At 51.6% G+C, this 18125-nt stretch carries 19 protein-coding genes and 1 pseudogene; 16 read left to right on the plus strand and 4 right to left on the minus strand.

Annotated features, from left to right (window positions below):
- Window positions 1-204 precede the first annotated feature (204 nt).
- The 4 genes from CHH75_RS18050 to CHH75_RS18065 all read left to right on the plus strand — a co-directional run bounded on the left by CHH75_RS18050 (window position 205) and on the right by CHH75_RS18065 (window position 2097).
- Window positions 205-681 carry a hypothetical protein gene (locus tag CHH75_RS18050; RefSeq protein WP_244908225.1) on the plus strand — a complete coding sequence of 159 codons (477 nt, stop codon included), beginning with the start codon at window positions 205-207 and terminating at the stop codon, window positions 679-681.
- Window positions 682-828: 147 nt separating this feature from the next.
- A complete protein-coding gene (locus CHH75_RS18055) occupies window positions 829-1023 on the plus strand; it encodes a hypothetical protein (protein ID WP_230875757.1) in 195 nt (64 codons plus the stop codon).
- A gap of 33 nt (window positions 1024-1056) precedes the next feature.
- Window positions 1057-1335: a hypothetical protein gene (locus tag CHH75_RS18060; RefSeq protein ID WP_095266296.1), complete on the plus strand. Its 279-nt coding sequence runs from the start codon at window positions 1057-1059 to the stop codon at window positions 1333-1335.
- Between the two features lie 132 nt (window positions 1336-1467).
- A complete protein-coding gene (locus CHH75_RS18065) occupies window positions 1468-2097 on the plus strand; it encodes a DedA family protein (protein ID WP_095398841.1) in 630 nt (209 codons plus the stop codon).
- A gap of 46 nt (window positions 2098-2143) precedes the next feature.
- Here CHH75_RS18065 and CHH75_RS18070 read toward each other — a convergent pair whose 3' ends face one another.
- On the minus strand, window positions 2144-2383 hold the full coding sequence (locus tag CHH75_RS18070) for a hypothetical protein (protein ID WP_095398842.1): 240 nt from the start codon (window positions 2381-2383) through the stop codon (window positions 2144-2146).
- Between the two features lie 241 nt (window positions 2384-2624).
- Here CHH75_RS18070 and CHH75_RS18075 point away from each other — a divergent pair, with 241 nt between their 5' ends.
- The 6 genes from CHH75_RS18075 to mnhG are packed head-to-tail and all read left to right on the plus strand — an operon-like array spanning window position 2625 to window position 8431.
- Window positions 2625-5480, plus strand: coding sequence for a Na+/H+ antiporter subunit A (locus tag CHH75_RS18075; RefSeq protein ID WP_095266299.1), 2856 nt, complete (start codon window positions 2625-2627; stop codon window positions 5478-5480).
- A gap of 2 nt (window positions 5481-5482) precedes the next feature.
- Window positions 5483-5821 (plus strand): Na(+)/H(+) antiporter subunit C, encoded by a 339-nt coding sequence (locus tag CHH75_RS18080; protein ID WP_095266300.1) that lies wholly within the window; start codon window positions 5483-5485, stop codon window positions 5819-5821.
- Window positions 5814-7295, plus strand: coding sequence for a Na+/H+ antiporter subunit D (locus tag CHH75_RS18085; protein WP_095398843.1), 1482 nt, complete (start codon window positions 5814-5816; stop codon window positions 7293-7295). Before CHH75_RS18080 ends, CHH75_RS18085 begins: the two co-directional genes overlap by 8 nt.
- A 5-nt stretch (window positions 7296-7300) precedes the next feature.
- Window positions 7301-7780 carry a Na+/H+ antiporter subunit E gene (locus CHH75_RS18090; RefSeq protein ID WP_095266302.1) on the plus strand — a complete coding sequence of 160 codons (480 nt, stop codon included), beginning with the start codon at window positions 7301-7303 and terminating at the stop codon, window positions 7778-7780.
- The gene (locus CHH75_RS18095; RefSeq protein WP_095266303.1) at window positions 7777-8064 is read left to right on the plus strand and encodes a Na(+)/H(+) antiporter subunit F1; all 288 of its coding nucleotides are present in this window, start codon (window positions 7777-7779) and stop codon (window positions 8062-8064) included. The genes CHH75_RS18090 and CHH75_RS18095 overlap by 4 nt, the downstream gene beginning before the upstream one ends.
- Entirely contained in the window at window positions 8048-8431 is a 384-nt protein-coding gene (gene mnhG / locus CHH75_RS18100; protein WP_095266304.1) for a monovalent cation/H(+) antiporter subunit G, read from the plus strand. The genes CHH75_RS18095 and mnhG overlap by 17 nt, the downstream gene beginning before the upstream one ends.
- Before the next feature lie 166 nt (window positions 8432-8597).
- Here mnhG and CHH75_RS18105 read toward each other — a convergent pair whose 3' ends face one another.
- Window positions 8598-9218 carry a TVP38/TMEM64 family protein gene (locus CHH75_RS18105; protein WP_095266315.1) on the minus strand — a complete coding sequence of 207 codons (621 nt, stop codon included), beginning with the start codon at window positions 9216-9218 and terminating at the stop codon, window positions 8598-8600.
- A 472-nt stretch (window positions 9219-9690) separates the two neighbouring features.
- Here CHH75_RS18105 and CHH75_RS18110 point away from each other — a divergent pair, with 472 nt between their 5' ends.
- Window positions 9691-10557 carry a YitT family protein gene (locus tag CHH75_RS18110; RefSeq protein WP_095398844.1) on the plus strand — a complete coding sequence of 289 codons (867 nt, stop codon included), beginning with the start codon at window positions 9691-9693 and terminating at the stop codon, window positions 10555-10557.
- A gap of 61 nt (window positions 10558-10618) precedes the next feature.
- Here CHH75_RS18110 and CHH75_RS18115 read toward each other — a convergent pair.
- Both CHH75_RS18115 and CHH75_RS18120 read right to left on the minus strand, forming a co-directional pair.
- Window positions 10619-10831: pseudogene (locus tag CHH75_RS18115) on the minus strand (hypothetical protein).
- Window positions 10832-10898: 67 nt separating this feature from the next.
- Window positions 10899-11468, minus strand: coding sequence for a thymidine kinase (locus CHH75_RS18120; RefSeq protein WP_095266307.1), 570 nt, complete (start codon window positions 11466-11468; stop codon window positions 10899-10901).
- A 438-nt stretch (window positions 11469-11906) separates the two neighbouring features.
- Here CHH75_RS18120 and CHH75_RS18125 point away from each other — a divergent pair, with 438 nt between their 5' ends.
- The 5 genes from CHH75_RS18125 (at window position 11907) to CHH75_RS18145 (ending at window position 18059) form a co-directional block, all read left to right on the plus strand.
- The gene (locus tag CHH75_RS18125) at window positions 11907-13634 is read left to right on the plus strand and encodes an RNA polymerase sigma factor (RefSeq protein ID WP_095266316.1); all 1728 of its coding nucleotides are present in this window, start codon (window positions 11907-11909) and stop codon (window positions 13632-13634) included.
- Between the two features lie 102 nt (window positions 13635-13736).
- Window positions 13737-14294, plus strand: coding sequence for an HAD family hydrolase (locus tag CHH75_RS18130; protein ID WP_095266308.1), 558 nt, complete (start codon window positions 13737-13739; stop codon window positions 14292-14294).
- Window positions 14295-14479: 185 nt separating this feature from the next.
- On the plus strand, window positions 14480-15160 hold the full coding sequence (locus CHH75_RS18135) for a hypothetical protein (RefSeq protein WP_095266309.1): 681 nt from the start codon (window positions 14480-14482) through the stop codon (window positions 15158-15160).
- Window positions 15161-15416: 256 nt separating this feature from the next.
- Window positions 15417-16154, plus strand: coding sequence for a GTP pyrophosphokinase (locus CHH75_RS18140; RefSeq protein ID WP_095266310.1), 738 nt, complete (start codon window positions 15417-15419; stop codon window positions 16152-16154).
- 498 nt (window positions 16155-16652) lie between these two features.
- Window positions 16653-18059, plus strand: coding sequence for a protoporphyrinogen oxidase (locus tag CHH75_RS18145; RefSeq protein ID WP_095398845.1), 1407 nt, complete (start codon window positions 16653-16655; stop codon window positions 18057-18059).
- Window positions 18060-18125 lie beyond the last annotated feature (66 nt).

An 18125-nucleotide genomic window follows, 5' to 3' on the forward strand; every position in this document is an offset into this window, starting at 1 on the left:
GATACAGAGCCTTTCCGGGATATCGCCGCAGCGCGGCGCCTTCTTCCCGGAGAGGCTTTTTTCTTTTTGCCGACAAGCATATCGTCTCCTGGAAATCAAATTATAATTTCGACAGAACTGTGAAATAAATGTGTCAAAATTATGTACAATGGTGATATAATAAGAGAAAAGGGCCTGAAAACCCTTACAGGCTAATGGGAGTTGATGATATTGAAATACGCCATTCAATATTCCACCCGCATCAAGGATGTGCTGCTTGTCTCTTTGCTGGTCAGCATCGCCATGTTTCAGGTTGCGGCCTGGACGGCATTTGCTTATCCGGTTCTGTTCTATATCCAGATGGGGATCAATGTGATCATTGCGGCAGGGCTGGTCATTGAAAGCTACGCGCGACTGATCAAACGGGAAATCGAGATCGATCCGAATGCGGACACAATTGTTGTTAACGGAACGTCGGTATCGGCTGAGCAAGTCCAGGAAATTCGCATTTCAGGATGCGGCAAGGCGACGTTTGAGCTGAGCCTTAGAGGCAAGCAAGTCACCCCGATGCATTGCCGCTTCAAGTTCAAGGACAAGGACAGTGAAGGCGTTGGCGAGCTCTCCCGCTGGGCGGAAATGCATCGTATTCCACTGAAGAAGATCGGGCCGCAAACGCGGACGGCACCGTCGACGATGCCTTGATCTATGCTTGCATAAGACCCCAAAGCACTTGCCCTCAAAGACGAGGCAAGTGCTTTTTTTCATGTCCGTTACATTCGAAATCGGCGCAGGGTAATAGTATAATAGGGGTTAACCATTTGGCTATCTCTCGTCAAGCAAGGAGAATTTATGATGTTTACAGGTTGGAAGCTGTCTGTTCTAGGTATCATTATTGTAGGGGCTGCAGGGATCACAACATCTGCAGTCGGGCTCATCGAGCCGTGGAAGGCTGCTGCGTTATTCATTTTGTTTGTGTTGTTCATTGGGGCGCTCGAGCTACTGGACCGGATCAGCCGTTCCCGCAGCAAGAAGGACAAGGCTTGATACATACCCAAATATTCACCTGGAGGGAGCGCGATGTCCTGGATTGCCGTCCAGACGTATTACAAAATTCGAAGAGAAGTGACTGCGATTGAGCAGCGGACCGTGGAACAGGAGCGAACCATGTACTTGTACAAAGACCGGGTTGTCACCGCCTACAGGGAGTTCCCGATTGCGCAGGTGTTTGACTTGTCCTACCGCAAGATGGGCGGAGGCACGGAGGGATTCTTGTATTTGCACACCCAGCAGGGCGTATATGCATACACGGTTAAGGAAGATCCGGATCCATTCATCCAAGCGTTCAGAAATTTATAAAAACTGCTCAAGTTGCCGGTTCCCTGGTCTAAGGTCTGGTTATCATCCAAAACTATGGTCTGTTGTTAGGTGAGAACGCTTCATATATTCTAGAACAATATATGAAGCCGCTATGATTAGGAGGCCACCTGCTTGGATACATTGTTGATGTTTATCGAGCAATTTGGACACTACGCATTATTTCTTGTACTATGCCTCGGAGTTGTCGGGCTTCCGGTCCCGAACGAGGTGGTGGCCATGACAGGAGGAGCTCTGGCCGCTTCCGGACTGCTGGCGACAGCACCATCCTTTTTCATGATCTATCTGGGAGTATGCTCCGGCGCCACCGTTGGATACACGTTAAGCAGATATACGGCTGGCAGGCTGCTTGAACGGTACGCGGACCGCCAAGCGATTGGACGTTTTCTGAGGCTCTCGGAACGGCTCACGCGCCAATACGGAAACTATGCGATATGCATCAGCGCGTTTCTGCCCATTCTGCGGAATGTCACCCCTTACGCGGTAGGGATGAAGGGGATGAAGTATATCCGATTTGCGCTGTTCTCCTACGCTGCTTCCCTGATATGGACGACCCTTTATTTCTCAATCGGCCGGTTTCTCGGGGATCAGGTCGTCGCTCATATTAGCACATTCATTAGCCAGTGCGGGTATTTTGCCTTCGGTATTCTGGCGGTGCTGTTTGTTATCGCGCTGATTGTGATGTTATTCAGACGCAGAGGGCGGAAGAAATCGAGTCAGCCGAATTTTCATATCGATGGATAAGGAGGAAGTCTCCGGTTTGCTGCCTTGTCGGCTTTCCCAGCCCCGATTAAGGCTGTCTCGCCGGCTCCTCCTGGCGCGGACGAATCAGTTTTATATACTCCCTCGGCCTGAACTCCGGAGAGAATAGCGGGTCGTACCCCGTCTCATAATTTTGCACATTGAATTCACCCTCCGGTATGACGGTGGGCTGGCTGTAACGCCCCTGTAATCTCGACTCTGCCCAGGCGCCGAAGGCCAGGATCAGCACAAAGATAAGTACGGATACGACGATTTTTCTGGATCGCATATTAAACCACTCCTTTCCTCAAGTGATTTCCTGAACGGGCCATTTTCATTCGTCCGCATCCCTTTGACAAAATGTAAAACTAAAGATATACTGATTTTCAGTGTGACATAAACAGCATATTTGTTTGACCTGGAGGAGCCTGCCAACACGCGGGCTTTTTTTGCGTTCTGGGGGGTCTTTTGCCAAAAAATCGGGGAATACTAGTGTAGGAGAAAAAAACGGATTATAGGAGGAGTAGAGATTGTCAACGCTGCATTTTGCCGTTATGGCACCTTTCATCGCAGCCTTGGTGGTACTGTTGATTTATAAGATCACAAGGCGCATCCACACCGGTTGGCTCATTCTTCCGGTTCCGGTTCTATTGTTTGTGTATTTTCTTGGTCTTATCCCTTCGATTCAGGCCGGGAATCCGGTTCATGAGGTGCTGGAGTGGATCCCTTCGCTCGGCATTAACTTTACCGTCTATCTGGACGGGTTAAGCCTCATATTCACATTGCTTATCTCAGGGATAGGCTCGCTTGTCGTACTGTACTCCATTTTTTATATGGATAAAAACAAAGAAGCTGTTCACCGATTTTACATCTACCTGCTGCTGTTTATGGGCGCCATGCTCGGTGTTGTGCTGTCGGATAACCTCATGGTGCTGTATGGCTTCTGGGAGATGACGAGCATATCATCCTTCCTGCTTATCGCTTTCTGGAACCACCGGGACAGATCGCGTTATGGCGCACTGAAATCTATGCTGATCACGGTATTTGGCGGATTGGCCATGCTTGCAGGATTTATCCTGCTATACGTGATGGCAGGCACATTCAGCGTTCGGGAGATTATTTCTAATCTACATACGATCACAGATCATGCGCTCTTCATTCCGGCGATGATTCTTGTGCTGCTGGGTGCCTTTACGAAATCAGCTCAGTTCCCGTTTCACATCTGGCTTCCGGATGCGATGGAGGCGCCGACGCCGGTCAGTGCATACCTGCACTCCGCCACGATGGTTAAGGCGGGAATTTATCTTGTTGCGCGTCTTAGCCCGGTGTTTGCCGGACACAGCCTGTGGTTCTGGCTCGTGTCGGCAACGGGACTTGTCACGCTGATCTACGCTTCGGTCCGTGCCATCAAGCAGACCGATCTTAAAGCGCTGCTCGCATTCTCGACGATCAGCCAGCTTGGACTGATTATGAGCTTGCTCGGACTCGGTTCAGCTGCGGCTTATTTCTCGGGAAGCGTAGATACGCTCATTTACACTAAGGCAACGACAGCTGCGGTGTTCCACTTGATGAACCATGCGATCTTCAAGGGTGCCCTCTTTATGGTGGTCGGCATTGTCGATCACGAGACGGGAACCCGGGACATTCGAAGACTCGGAGGCCTCATGACCTTGATGCCAATCACGTTCACGGTGGCTGTCATCGGGGCGTTCTCGATGGCGGGGCTTCCGCCGTTTAACGGCTTCCTGAGTAAGGAAATGTTCTTCACGGCAGTTCTTCATGCCGCAAGCATGGAATTCTGGAATGTAGAGACCTGGGGAGTGCTGATTCCTATTGTGGCGTGGATTGCCAGTGTGTTCACGTTTGTATACAGCATGATTCTTGTGTTCAGAACGTTCACTGGACGCCTGCAGTCCGACAAGCTGGAGAAGCAGCCGCACGAAGCCCCGATCGGCATGCTGATTCCTCCGGTCATTCTGGCTTCCCTGGCGATTGTGTTCGGCCTGTTCCCGAACCTGCTCAGCTATTCGCTGATCGAGCCTGCCATGGCATCGATCCATCCGTCGCTGCTCCAGCCGGGTGGCTTCAATGTGAAAATTGAATTCTGGCATGGCTGGACGCCGGAGATATTCATGACGATCGCCATTATTATTGTCGGTACGCTGCTGTATTTCCTCCATGGCAAGCTGGCGGTGCTGAACACGGCGCTGACCCGCAAGCTGTCCCTGAATCATCTGTATGACTGGGGACTTCGCTCGCTTGAAGGCGGCGGCAGATCGGTAACGAAGAGCTATATGACAGGCTCGCTCCGTCATTATGTGCTCTATATCTTTGTATTTTTCATCGCGGTGCTGGGTGGAAGCTTGCTGCTTACGGACCATATTCGTTTTGACATATCGGAATTTGCGCCGATGTCCATCTACGAAGCTGCAGCGGTCATTGGCCTGGTCGTGCCGGCCATTGTGCTGCCATTCGTTCGCACGCGTCTGATGGCGATTATATTGACAGGTGCGATAGGGTACATGGTTGTGCTGTTCTTTGTCCTCTTCCGCGCACCGGATCTGGCACTCACCCAGATGATTGTCGAGACCGTATCGGTGATGCTGTTCCTGCTGTGCTTCTATCATCTTCCGAAGCTGAAGCGGGAGAAGGTCGCCATGAGTTTGAAATGGAAAAATCTGTTGATCTCTGCTGGCGCGGGTGCCGTAGTCACATTAATCGCACTTGCAGCCAGCAGCGACCGGGCGTTTGAATCGATTTCCGAGTTCTTTGTGAAGGAAAGCTATACCCTCGCTGGCGGGAAAAATATCGTTAACGTCATCCTGGTAGACTTCCGGGGATTTGATACGATGCTCGAAGTCATGGTGCTTGGCATCGCCGCCCTGGGCATCTTTGCCCTGATCAAGGTGGATTCGGGCGAAGGCGTTCTGGGAAAAAGGGAGGCTGCAAGCGACCTTCATTTGCCAAACAGCAATGATGTCATTTTGCGCACCATTTCCAGAGTCGTCATCTTTATCGTACTGGCGTTCTCCTGGTATCTGTTCATGGCGGGTCACAACGAGCCGGGCGGCGGCTTCATTGGCGGCTTGATGACAACAGCTGCATTGGTGCTGCTCTCTATGGCTTACGGCATGGATATGACCAAAAACATCATTCCTGTGTCGTTCCGCAGAATGACTGCCATCGGTCTTATGATTGCTCTGCTGACCGGGGTCGGATCCTTCCTGTTCGGCGCGCCGTTTCTCAGCCATGCTTTTGATTATTTTGACTTGCCGCTGCTTGGGGAGACCGAGCTGGCCACCGCCGTTCTGTTTGATCTCGGGGTGTACCTGGCTGTCGTCGGCGTCACGATGACGATTATCAACTCGATTGGGAGGGACAACTAACCGTGGAACTATATATGGCACTTGCAATCGGCGTTCTGTTCGCCGTGGGCTTGTATCAGATTCTGTCCAAGAGCCTGCTGCGGATCATTCTGGGCACATCCTTGTTAACCCACGGCGTTCATCTGCTGCTGCTCACGATGTCCAGACTGAAGACCGGAGCAGCTCCGCTGCTCGGGGAGAAAGCGGCTGCCTATGCGGATCCGCTCCCGCAAGCGCTGATTTTGACCTCGATCGTAATCAGCTTTGGTGTAACATCCTTTTTCTTTGTTTTGGCGTACAAGGCTTATCAGCGCCTGGGCACCGACGATATGGAAGAGCTGAGGGGGCGGGAAGATGAATAATGTATTGGTGCTCCCGCTAATTATTCCGCTGTTTACAGCGATTGTGCTTATTTTCTTGACCCGCAACATATCCGCCCAGCGCTGGATCAGTGTTATCAGCGTGCTGGTGAATATCGCGGTTGCCGGATTTATGGTATATCAGGTCCATGCCGAAGGTATTCAGACGCTGTACATGGGCGGATGGCTTCCGCCGCATGGCATCGTATTCGTGGCCGATATGCTCGCGGCTTTGCTTGTGCTCACAACGATGGTTGTAGCCACAGGCTGTCTGCTCTATTCGTTCCGGACGATTGGAGAAGACCGAGAGAAGCATTATTTTTATACTTTTTATCAGTTTCTTCTGGCAGGCGTAATCGGCTCCTTCCTGACGGGAGATTTGTTCAACCTGTTCGTCTGCTTTGAAGTGATGCTGATCGCTTCCTATGCCTTGATTGTGCTCGGCGGTACGAAGCGTCAGCTTAGAGAAACGCTGAAGTACATGCTGATCAACATCATTTCGTCTACGCTGTTTGTAGCGGGTGTAGCGTATTTGTACGGCACGGTCGGCACGCTGAATATGGCGCATCTGTCCCAGCGCATCGCAGAGGTGGAGCAGGTCGGCGTACTGTCGGTGATCGGCATTCTGTTCCTGATTGTATTCGCACTGAAGGCGGGATTGTTCCTGTTCTATTGGCTGCCGGGATCCTACAGCGCGCCGCCAATCGCAGTTTCCGCTCTGTTCGGTGCTCTGCTGACCAAGGTGGGGCTGTATGCCATTCTTAGAACGTTTACGCTCATTTTCTATCATGATACGGGCGGCATCCATGAAATTATCGGCTGGATGTCGGCGGCTACGATGATTCTCGGAGCCTTCGGTGTTGTAGCCTATAAAGATATTATGCGGATCTTCAACTACAATATCATTATCAGCGTAGGCTTTATCGCCTTCGGGATCTCCGTTGCGACACGGAATTCCTTGGACGGCGCGGTATTCTATCTGATCCACGACATGCTGGCCAAAGCGCTTCTATTCGTTCTCGGCGGCATGCTGATTGCCGGGGCAGGAACCGACAAGCTTGGCGGCATGGGCGGATTGATGCGTCGTTATCCGGCGGTAGGCTGGATGTTCTTTATCGTTGCCTTGGCGCTTGTCGGCATTCCGCCGCTCAGCGGCTTCCTCGGCAAAGTGCTGCTGGTTCGCGGCGGCCTGGACGAAGGGCATTACTGGCTGACGGCTTTGGCGCTTGCCTCGAGTCTGATGGTGCTGTATTCCCTGATCAAGGTGTTTATGGCCGCGTTTTGGGGTGAGAGCAAAGAGATGGACCAAGCTGAACCGGCACCGATTCACCGTTCGGCCTACGTTGCGGCGATTGGGCTGACTGTGGTGGTGGTTGCGGTCGGAGTTGGCTCGGAGTGGGTGTATTCCTTGGCTACTCAGGCCGGTGCGGTGCTCTCGGATCCATCATTATACATTGAAGCCGTATTAAAGGAGTAGAGGATATGGGCCATCAAATTGTATTAAATATCATCATCGCGCTGGTATGGATGTTCTTGAAGAATCACTGGTCTTTTCAGCAGTTTGTGATCGGCTATCTGGTCGGGATTCTGATGATCGGATTGTTGAGCCGTTTCTGGCCGAATTCCTTCTATCTGCGCAAGCTGTGGTCTGTAATTCTTCTACTGCTGCTGTTTTTGAAGGAGCTTGTGAAATCGAGTTTTACAGTGCTGGGACAGATTATGCGTCCGAAGTTGAACATTCGGCCGGGCATCTTCGCTTACAGAACAGAGCTGAAAACAGACTGGGAGATTACCGTTCTATCCTGTCTGATCTGCCTTACGCCGGGCACCTTGACGATGGAGGTGTCCCGCGAAGGGAATATGCTCTATATTCATGCGATGGACATCAATGACAAGGATGAGCTGGCAGAACAAATTCGCGGCTCATTCGAGCGGGCGATCAAGGAGGTGACCCGGTCATGATGGATGGATTTCTGATTACATCGCTTGTCGTGCTCTCGCTTGCCATTCTCGGCTGTCTGTACCGATTGATCAAGGGGCCGTCGATGAACGACCGGATTATTGCGCTGGATACGATCGGCATTTTGCTGCTGTCGATGATCGCGGTGCTGTGCATGCTGTTCCGGACGCAGGTCTATTTCGATATCATCTTGCTGATCGGGATTCTAACCTTTATCGGTACTACGGCGCTGGCCAGATATATAGAGAGGGGTGATGTCATTGAACGCGATGAGCCAAATCGGTGAATTTCTGATCGGCTTGATTGTACTGCTTGGCTCGGTGCTTGGGGCGTTGAGCGCATTTGGCCTCATTCGCCTGCCGGATGTGTATCTGCGATCGCACGCCGCTACCAAAAGTGCTACACTTGGCGTCCTGCTCATTCTGGCAGGAGCGTTCCTGTACTTTACCTTCTATCTGGATCACGTCAGTGCGAAGCTGCTGCTCGGGATTGTGTTTGTATTCATTACCGCCCCGGTGGCAGGACATCTGAACGGCCGGGCAGCCTATCGCTCGGGCGTCTCCCTGTGGGAGAAGAGTGTTGCCGATGATCTGAAACCTGCCTTGAAGCAGGAGCGTGAACGTAAACAGGCTCAAGAGAAAGCGGAAGGCTAACAGTAAACGGAAGGCTAACAGTAAACGGAAGGCTAACAGAAAGGCTCCGCGCTTATCCCTTTAAGGGAAGGGCGGAGCCTTTTTATAAGGTCTCAACCTAATCATCCATGCTAGCGATCATAAGGGCAGCGGCATACTTTGCCGGAAGCCAAGGGGATTATAAATGTCACGCACGAGATCCCTCATCATGATACCGGTTCTCAAACCTTTTGCCGATATACCAGAGCAGCCACAGCACGGCAGCCGCGATCAGGAGACGCCACGGCTGTTCAACAAAAGCGCGCCAGTCGTGTCCGATGAAAGCCACCATGAAGATCATCACCGATTTGCCCGCCAGCACGGCGATCGTAAATGTGCTTGCCGATACGGTGCTGATGCCTGCTGCAATGTTGATGAGGGCAGAGGGCGTGAACGGAAAGCAGTACAGGATGAAGATAGGGGTAAATCCTTTCTCTTCAATCCAGTGAAAGAACCGCTGTGATCCCGGCATGCGCTTCTGTATGAGCAGTCCGAGCGTGCCTCCGAGCTTGCGTACGATCCAGAACACAACGATCGAGCCAGCGGACACGCCAATCCAGGATAGCAGGAAGCCCCACCAGAGGCCGTAGGCGGCGGAATTGCCCATGACCAGCACGATGAGCGGCAAGAAAGGCAGAAACGCTTCGATGAACGGCAGCAGTATGCCGGGCAGCGGCCCGAGGCTGGAATATTGCTGAAGCCAGGTTTCTACCTGCTTCATGTCGATATCTTTAAGATGGGTCCATACATTATGCAACCATTCCATGATGATCAAGATCCTCTCCCTGTAGCCTAATAATACGACGATCTGCATATATCGGGGAGGATCGAGTCCAGCTAACAAACACCACAATAACAGCCGCTTCCAATACACGTGAGCAGCCTCTACAATGAATCAGGTTATGTAACTGTCCGTCTCTCCAGGCGCATCATACATCGTCTGTTATTCTGATCCATATTATAGCATATTTTCTTCCAATATCGAGTACAAGCCGGAGCCTTCCTCGCTGTAAAGGTCAGAATACCTGTATCATCCGATTGCGTACATATGAATAGCATGCCTGGAATGGTAGATCCTTATAATAGGTCCAAGCTTCTTCGCCCCCGCTCAATCCCTGCCGAGTTTACTGGACCATAGTCCAGTCTTTATATGAAAAGATTGACACGTCCAGCTTGCGTTTAATAAAATGTTTCTTTGACAAGCAATACTTATATGACACGATACAGAAGGAGTTCGGTGCATGGTCAAACAACATAAAAAAATGTCTTGGGGCGAAATTTTAAAACGGTTTATCTTTATTACGATCGGAGCCGTGCTGATGGCCGTGGCGCTGGAAATTTTCCTCGTGCCCAACGCGATCATTGACGGCGGCATCACAGGCATATCCATTGTTCTTTCGGAAGTGACGGCGTGGAAACTCGGTCTGTTCCTGTTTCTGCTCAACTTGCCGTTTCTGTTTATCGGGTACAAGCAGATTGGCAAAACGTTTGCCATCTCCACGCTGTATGGCATTGCGGTTCTGTCGGTAACAACTGCCTTTTTGCATCATGTCGAGCCGTTTACGCATGAAAAGATTCTTGCGGTGCTGTTCGGCGGTCTTGTGCTCGGGTTAGGTGTGGGGCTTGTGATCCGGTATGGAGGCGCGCTTGACGGTTCGGAAATCGTGGCGATTCTGCTGTCCAAGAAACTGCGGTTGCCGGTTGGCCAAATCATCATGTTCATCAACATCTTCATTTTTGTTACGGCCGGTTTTGTGTTTGGCGCGGATTCGGCGATGTACTCAATTTTTGCTTATTACATAGCTGCGAAAGTGATGGATATTGTGGTTGAAGGTTTGGAAGAGTCCAAATCGGTAACGATTATATCCAGCGAATACGAGGAAATCTCAAATGCCATCATGGAGCGTCTGGGCCGAAGCACCACCTTGATGTATGGCAAGGGAGGTTATTCGCAGGAAGAGACACAGATCATTTATTGTGTGGTGACGCGGCTTGAGGTGGCGAAGCTGAAGACGGTTGTGCAGGAAATTGATAAAAATGCCTTTATATCCATTCAGAATGTGGCGGACGTTCTGGGAGGGAGTATGGAGAAATCAAGCATTCATTAACACGCAAAGACAAGGGTGCCCTGCCATTCATGGTGAGGCGCCCTTGTTTTGGGTTCAGCGGTCATTTTCGAATTTCAAAAAATTCGCACTCCTCGCGGCTGTAGTAGCCAAGGGAGCTGACTCTCTATTGGGTAATGATCGTTTCATCCGTAAACCGGATGACCAGGCTTCCTGCTTCGATGAGATGGTTGTCCCGGAAAATCCGGATCGGGATCTTGCGATCCATCACCTCTTGAAAGTCCAGGTCTGTTACAAGCGGCCTGACAATGGGCATATGCTGCTCAGCTCCTTTCCGAAGGAATAGGGTGGCACTTCGTTTTTGTGTCGATGATGTCTGCTGCCTATAAAGGAGGATTGGTATGGCATTTGCGGCAGACCGGGTAGTAGGTGTCGTTGCCGCCAATAAGAATTTGTTCACCGGTATAGACAGGTTTACCGTCCAGCACCCGGAGATTCATGGTTGCCTTGCGCTCACAGAACCAGCAGATCGTCTTCATTTCCTCGATTTTATCCGCATAAATGAGCATCCAGCGGCTGCCTTCAAACAGCTCGTTGCGAAAATCATTCTTCAGTCCAAAACCCATGACCGGAATGTCCAGCTCGTCGACGATCCGAACCAGTTGAAGGATGCTGTCCTTCTCCAGGAACTGGCATTCATCCACGAGCACGCAGTACACTTTCGGTGTATGATTGTTAACGATCGAGAAAATGTCCGTGTCATTCGAAATGGGGATTGCTTCTCTGCGAAAACCGATGCGGGAGGAGATATAGCCGACCGCATCCCGGTCATCCAGGGCCGAAGTGAACAGCAGCACAGGTTTATTCTGCTCTTCATAGTTGTGGGCAACTTTCAAAATTTCAATCGATTTGCCGCTGTTCATGGTTCCGTACTTGTAAAATAATTGAGCCATGCTTTCGTTCCTTTCCAGTTACGCGGACGCGCTTTACTTGCTAGTTAAGATGTAGTCATACAATCTATATTGTCGCATTAATGAACGGCTGTGTCCAACCCATCACCCCCAAAAAAATGTGAAATATTTGACTCAATATAACCTCCGTGCATGCCTTCTAGTGAAGTGTGCCGTCGCGGGGAATAAGGGGATTCCCGATCGCGGTTGCCCCCAAATTTCTTGTGACTCACTCTTCATCGGTTGAGATCCGGGGACAAAGGTGAACGCATTGCTTCTCCAGTCCCTCTCACTTCCTCTTCGCCTCTGAGGCGCGATCATGTCAAGCATGAATTTCGAATATCGTCGCATAAGTTTTACGTTTTTTTGTCAGAAAGCAGACGTTTCTGAAGTCCTATAAACAGTCAATCAAATGAAAGAGGGTTTGGACATTTGGAAGAGATGGTATACGGCCCAGAGCGCTGGGAAGAGATGGAAGACGATGAGCTGGTTCAGCATGCACAGCGCGGAGAAAGGGCGGCGTTCGGCGAGCTTGTGCGCCGCCACCGCGCCGAGGTGTACGGCTATGCCAGATCGATCACCCGCGAGGCTTATTTGGCAGAGGACATCGTGCAGGATGCGTTGATTCGGGCGTTCATGCATCTGGGCAAGCTGGTCGATCCCGCGCGATTTCTGCCCTGGGTGCATCGCATTGTTCGCAATCAGGCCTACACCCGGCTTAAGGCAAAGCCGTTTCAACAGGAGAAGACGTTCACCGAAGTCGGAGCCCTTCATGCAGAGGGGACGCTTCCGGACCCGGGGGATATAGACGGTATTCTTCGGAGGCTTAACCGGTCGGCCCATGAAGCGGTTCAGCATGAAAATGTGCCGGAGGAGCGCTTGATCAAGCATGAAACGCTGCGCGTGCTAACCGATATTATCCAATGCTTGAAGCCTCGGGAGCGGGCCATCTTCGAGTCGCATTTCTTCGACCAGCTCTCCCCTGCGGAGATCGCAAGGCTGTTCAATCTGTCTTCATCCAACGTGTATCAAATCCTTTCAAGATCGCGGAAAAAGGTAGTCCAGGAAAACCTTCGCGTGACGGTTGACACCTATATTAAAACGAGAAGGGATTTGGGGATGATGGCTAAAAAGATTTTGCCTTATGAAGGGGCATTGCGGGAAACGAGAACATGGACATCGGCTGCCGATGCAACTTACAAATTGCTGCAGTTTACTGACCGTAAATTATCCCTACCGATGGTGATGGGGCTTACAGGACATGCATTCCGGATAAATATCATTCCGGGGGAAGTCCATATCGCCGGGCCGACGGCCTATAAGTTCACCGACGGGCTGCCGCGAGGCTTGCACAACCTCGGAATCCAAGCCAGGTACGTGGAGGGGATGTCTGAGCAGATCGGACCGAACACCAATTTAATGCCTGCAGATTTGAAGGATCAGTCTGCCATGAGCAAGCGCAGCATTCATCAGACGCTGCCCCAAGCGCTGGACCTGATTCACAGTTCGTTAAATCGCGGATATCCCGTGCTGGCCTGGGACCTATTTTTTCCTGAATTCGGTGTCATTTTCGGTTATGATGATGAAGACAGGGTGTTATATGCTGAAGCGTGCGGCAGGGTGGATACGCTGCCTTACGATCATCTGGGCCGCAGTGTGCTGGAGGAGATTTTTGTGCTGGCGATTGAAGGCTCCGCTGATCTGACACTGCGGCAGCAGCTTCAGCGGGCGCTAGAAACGGCTATCGAGCTCTATGAAGGGAGGGAAAGCGTGATTTCGACGGCTGTGCGAGGCCTGGATGCCTATCAGGCTTGGGCGGAATCGCTGATGGCACGTAAGGTGGAGCCGAATGGCCATGCATTCAATATCGCGGTTATCCGGGATGCTCGCTATTATGCGGCGGAATTTTTTGCCGAGCTTATGGCGGCATGGCCGGAGGAGGATGTGCAGCATCAAGAGCTGACTACACGCTTCGGAAACGCTCGAATGCTCTACAGCGATATGCTTGTCGAGTGGAATGCGCTGCACGCGATGTTTCCTTTCCCGGATGGCGGTCAGCCGAATGGAGAAGAAGTGTCGCTTGAGGCTATGCAGAGGATAAACCGGGTGTTGGAGATGGAGAGGCAGGCGCTCGGGGAACTCAAGGCGATAGCTGCGCTGCTCGAATAGGCAGTGCAGGAAATCTTCATGCAGGTTTAACGCGCAGCTAACGTTCCCCGAACATAGACAGGGTTTAATGAATGATGTATCGACAGAAAGGTGGACGGACTTATGCCAGTGGAGACAAGCGAGAGAGAATTGATTGTTTTTTTGGATTGCGGTGATACGCTTATTGATCAGGGGACGGAAGTTTTTGATGAAGAAGGCGTGGTCATCCGCGGAGAACTGATCCCCGGGGCGGATACGATGGTGAAGACGCTGGTACAGCGAGGTTATCGGCTGGCGCTTGTTGCCGACGGCAGAGCGCAGTCGTTTAAAAATTTGCTGCAGCAGCATGATCTATATGATCTGTTCGAAGCGCTGATCTATTCCGAGACGATTAAAGCCGAGAAACCGAGCCCGCGCATGTTCAAGGCGGCGGTAGGCGCGATGGATCTTGGCCCGGAAGACTATGGCCGCATCGTGATGGTGGGCAACAATTTAAGCCGGGATGTTCGGGGGGCGAAGCAGCTTGGCATCGCGAGTGTGTTCATTGACTGGTCCCCTCGTTATCCGAAGACGCCTGCCGATGAGGCCGAGGTGCCGGATTACATCATTCATGAACCGATGGGATTGCTCGATATCATAGACCAGATCGAGAGCAAGCTGCCGGGGCAAAAGGTTTCTTAGTTTCCGGATCGTTTCTGCTAAATCGATGGCAGCATCTTGCGAGTCAGCGTCCCGTAGAGCGAAAGCTCCGGGCGCTGGCTGTTTCATTATGCGGCGGCCTGCGCGGTGCGGGCAGCTGGCAGCTGGAAGATGGAAGCATAGGACGGATATCATCTATCAATGATAATAGGGATGGGGTAGGGAATATGAAGCTTGAGGATGTGCCGGCGATCGCGCAGAAATACGCGCCGCTGCTCATGTTTGATCTGAAGGAGCCGTTTTATCCGGACAAGGTGGCCATCACGGTGCTGTACGAGCCGGGACCTTCGCCGTCCTTCCGTCGCTCGTTCGATTTCCGGGAGCCGGATATTGGTTACATCGTGGAGTATGCCATATGGTGGGACTATGAGATCGGGCATCTGTATGAACTGGAGCATGTATGGGTCTATGTAGGCCAGGACGGAAGCGTGCTGGATTGTGAGGTGAGCAATCACGGAGCCGTGCTGAAGGGGCTGCGCAAAGACCGAAGCAATCTGATCGGCGAGACTCAGGTCAAGCTGTATTCACAGCCTGGAAAACATGCCTTCTCCCCGATTCCGGAGCTGTTCGAGCTGCTGCCGCAGGCGGACGCGGCTTGCACCACGCTGGCGGGCAACGATGGGCTGCTCGTCAACGACATGTTTGCGGAGGACTTCTCCACGAATGATGAAATCGATGGCTGGGTACGAGCGTATCTCCAGTCCTGTGCTTTCACGCCGACATATGAGTTCAAGGCCTATGAACTGGACCCTGCCAGCTTCACAACATGGGATGCGCTTCGGCAAGAGATTCCGGTTCGCATCCACGCCAGGATTGCAGAGCTGCGCAGCCGCTACAGCCGTATGTAGAAGGATCAGATCGTTCCGATATTTAGTGCTGCCGCCTGTTGCCGAATGCAGAAGGCTTCGATATGAAGCATGTATCGCATGACTGAAGGCAGACATATAAGCCTGTGCCTATAATTCGTAGGGTGCGGGCTTTTTGTTGTGGCCAGGGGCCGGGCGTCCTGGGTAAAGTTGCGATGGGCCATTGGAATCAACTACAATTAGGAAGGGACTTATTTAGAATCGCATTTTAGCCCGATAATCGAAAGGAAGTTTTGCGATGACCAATCAGCAGCTCGAGCAAATCAAAATGATCCGAAATGAAATCACGCGATTTATGATGAAATATAAATTCGCATTGGATGAAATCGAGACGAAGGTTGAAATTTTGAAGGAAGAGTTTCAAGCGCTTCATGATTACAGTCCGATCGAACATACGAAGACCCGGCTCAAATCGCCGGAAAGCATTATGAAGAAGCTGATCCGCAAAGGGGGCAACATCTCCCTGACCTCGATTGAAGAGAACATTAAGGATATTGCAGGGATGCGCATCACGTGCTCCTTCATATCCGATATTTATAAAATCAGTGACATGCTGCAGAACCAGAGTGATTTGACGGTGCTGAACGTGAAGGATTATATTCAAAATCCGAAGCCAAACGGGTACCAGAGTCTGCATTTGCTGGTGGAGGTGCCGGTATTTTTCTCCGATCGGCTGGAGAAGGTTTGTGTGGAAGTTCAGATCCGCACCATTGCGATGGATTTCTGGGCAAGTCTGGAGCATAAAATTTTCTACAAATACAATAAAGATGTGCCCGAGCGTCTGCTGAAAGAGCTGAAGCTGGCGGCAGATTCCGCGAATGCGCTGGACCGGCAGATGGAGCGGTTGAACCATGAGGTTCAGGCGATCAAAGATGCGGAGACTGAAGATGTGCTGGAAGAGCTGCGGAGCATTACGATTAACAACCAGAAGTTCAGTCTCCCGCCAGCGCTGCTTGAAGTGCTCGGACGGGATTAAAGCGGGATTGTATCTTGCATGAGGGTGTTTCATCATAACCGGTGAGGGTATATATATGACAAGTGGGAAGCGAAACCATCATCTCCAATACGGATCAATGACGTTTTGGCGTTAGTGGAACCGAAAGGATGCTGATACCCATGGACCATCAAGAGAGAAATAAGGAAGGGACAGCCGGACTTATTTCGTGAGACAACCATCGATAGCGTAGTTGGCAAGCGAAGGATACAACGCTTCCCACTGTATAAGCTCTGCGAACCTGTTCGCAGAGCTTTTCTTTATTCACGGCGGGAAAGAGGCATTCGTCAGGCCACCTGGCAGCTGGGGAATATCAGCTGGGCGATGATGCGGACTAGGGCGATGCAGCGGCAGCGTTCACATAATTGAAGGAATGGCGGGCTTGGGGAAGACGCGCCCTATGGTATACTTATAAGATGGGAACAATGCAAGTATCGTGTATGATGGAAGATCGAACCTACATATCGAGGTGTATATGGCGTGAAGACAATCGTTATTATTGGCGGAGGCATTACCGGCCTCTCTACATTATATTATCTGCATAAAGCGTTGAAGCCGTCCCATCCGGACACGCGGCTCATTCTTATCGAAGCAGGCGATACGCTCGGAGGCAAAATACGAACTCTGCGCGACAGCGAATTCATTATGGAGACGGGAGCCGATTCCATCGTTGCCCGGAAGTCCAATGTGGCTCCGCTGCTGGAGGAACTGGGACTGACGGATCAGGTTGCCTACAATGCGACGGGAACATCGTATATCTACACCCGGGACGGGTTGAAGAAGATTCCGGAGGAGAGCGTGTTTGGCATTCCGCTAAGTCTGCAAGCACTAGCCGAGAGCGAGCTGGTGTCAGCCGAGGGCAAGGTGGAGGCGCTCAAGGATTACTACACCCCGAACGACCGTTTTACCGAGCGGGATTCCCTGGGGCAGTTTCTGGAGGCGTTTCTCGGCAAGGAGCTTGTGGAGCGCCAGATTGCTCCGGTTGTGTCCGGCGTGTATTCGGGGGAGCTTCATGAGCTGACCATTGCCTCGACATTTCCATACCTGCTGGATTATAAAAATACGTATGGCAGCATCATGGGCGGGCTTGCGGAGAACAAACAGAAGTTTTTGGGCAATGGCTCCAAAAAATTCATCTCCTTTCATAACGGAATGTCGGTCCTGCTGGATACGATGGAGGCGCACTTGTCCGACACAGACATTCGCAAAGGCGTCGCTGCCGAGAAGCTGACCCGAGCTGGCGAGCGGTACGAGATTACGCTTAGCAGCGGTGAACGACTGGAAGCCGATTATGTGGTGCTCAGCACGCCGGCTGAGGCGGCAAAGCAGCTGCTCACAGACCCGGAATTAAGCGATTTTGATCAGCTCGCCACGAAGTCGCTCATCAGCGTCTATATGGGCTATGATATTGAAGATCGACAATTAGCCTATGATGGCACAGGATTTATAGCGGGCAAGGATTCGGACGTACGATGTGACGCCTGTACCTGGACAAGCCGGAAATGGGCGCACACGTCCGGTCAGCGGCACCTGCTGCTGAGACTGTTTTACAAAAGCTCGAACCCGCATTATGAGGACTTGATCGGGCGCTCGGACGAAGAATTGAAAGAGATTGCGATGGAGGACGTAAGGCGCAGCATCGGGATTACGGCCGAGCCGATTGCGGCCGAGGTCACGAAATGGCATAACAATATGCCGAATTATCACCTGAAGCATCGGCAGGTGGTGGAAGCGCTGGAGCATAAGGTGGCAGAACGGTATCCCAATGTCATTCTGGCTGGCTGCTCCTACTATGGGGTAGGCATTCCGGATTGCATTGCGAACGGGGAGAAGACCGCAGAGCACATTGTTGATCGGATTCAGAAGGCGGGCAGTTTTCATTCATGAAGAAGAGGGCTGCCGCCGCTTATCGGTGAATAAAAAAAAGACAGCCGCGGCTGTCTTCAGATTGTC

This window comes from Paenibacillus sp. 7541 (genome assembly GCF_002276395.1).
GTDB lineage: Bacteria > Bacillota > Bacilli > Paenibacillales > Paenibacillaceae > Paenibacillus_AQ > Paenibacillus_AQ campinasensis.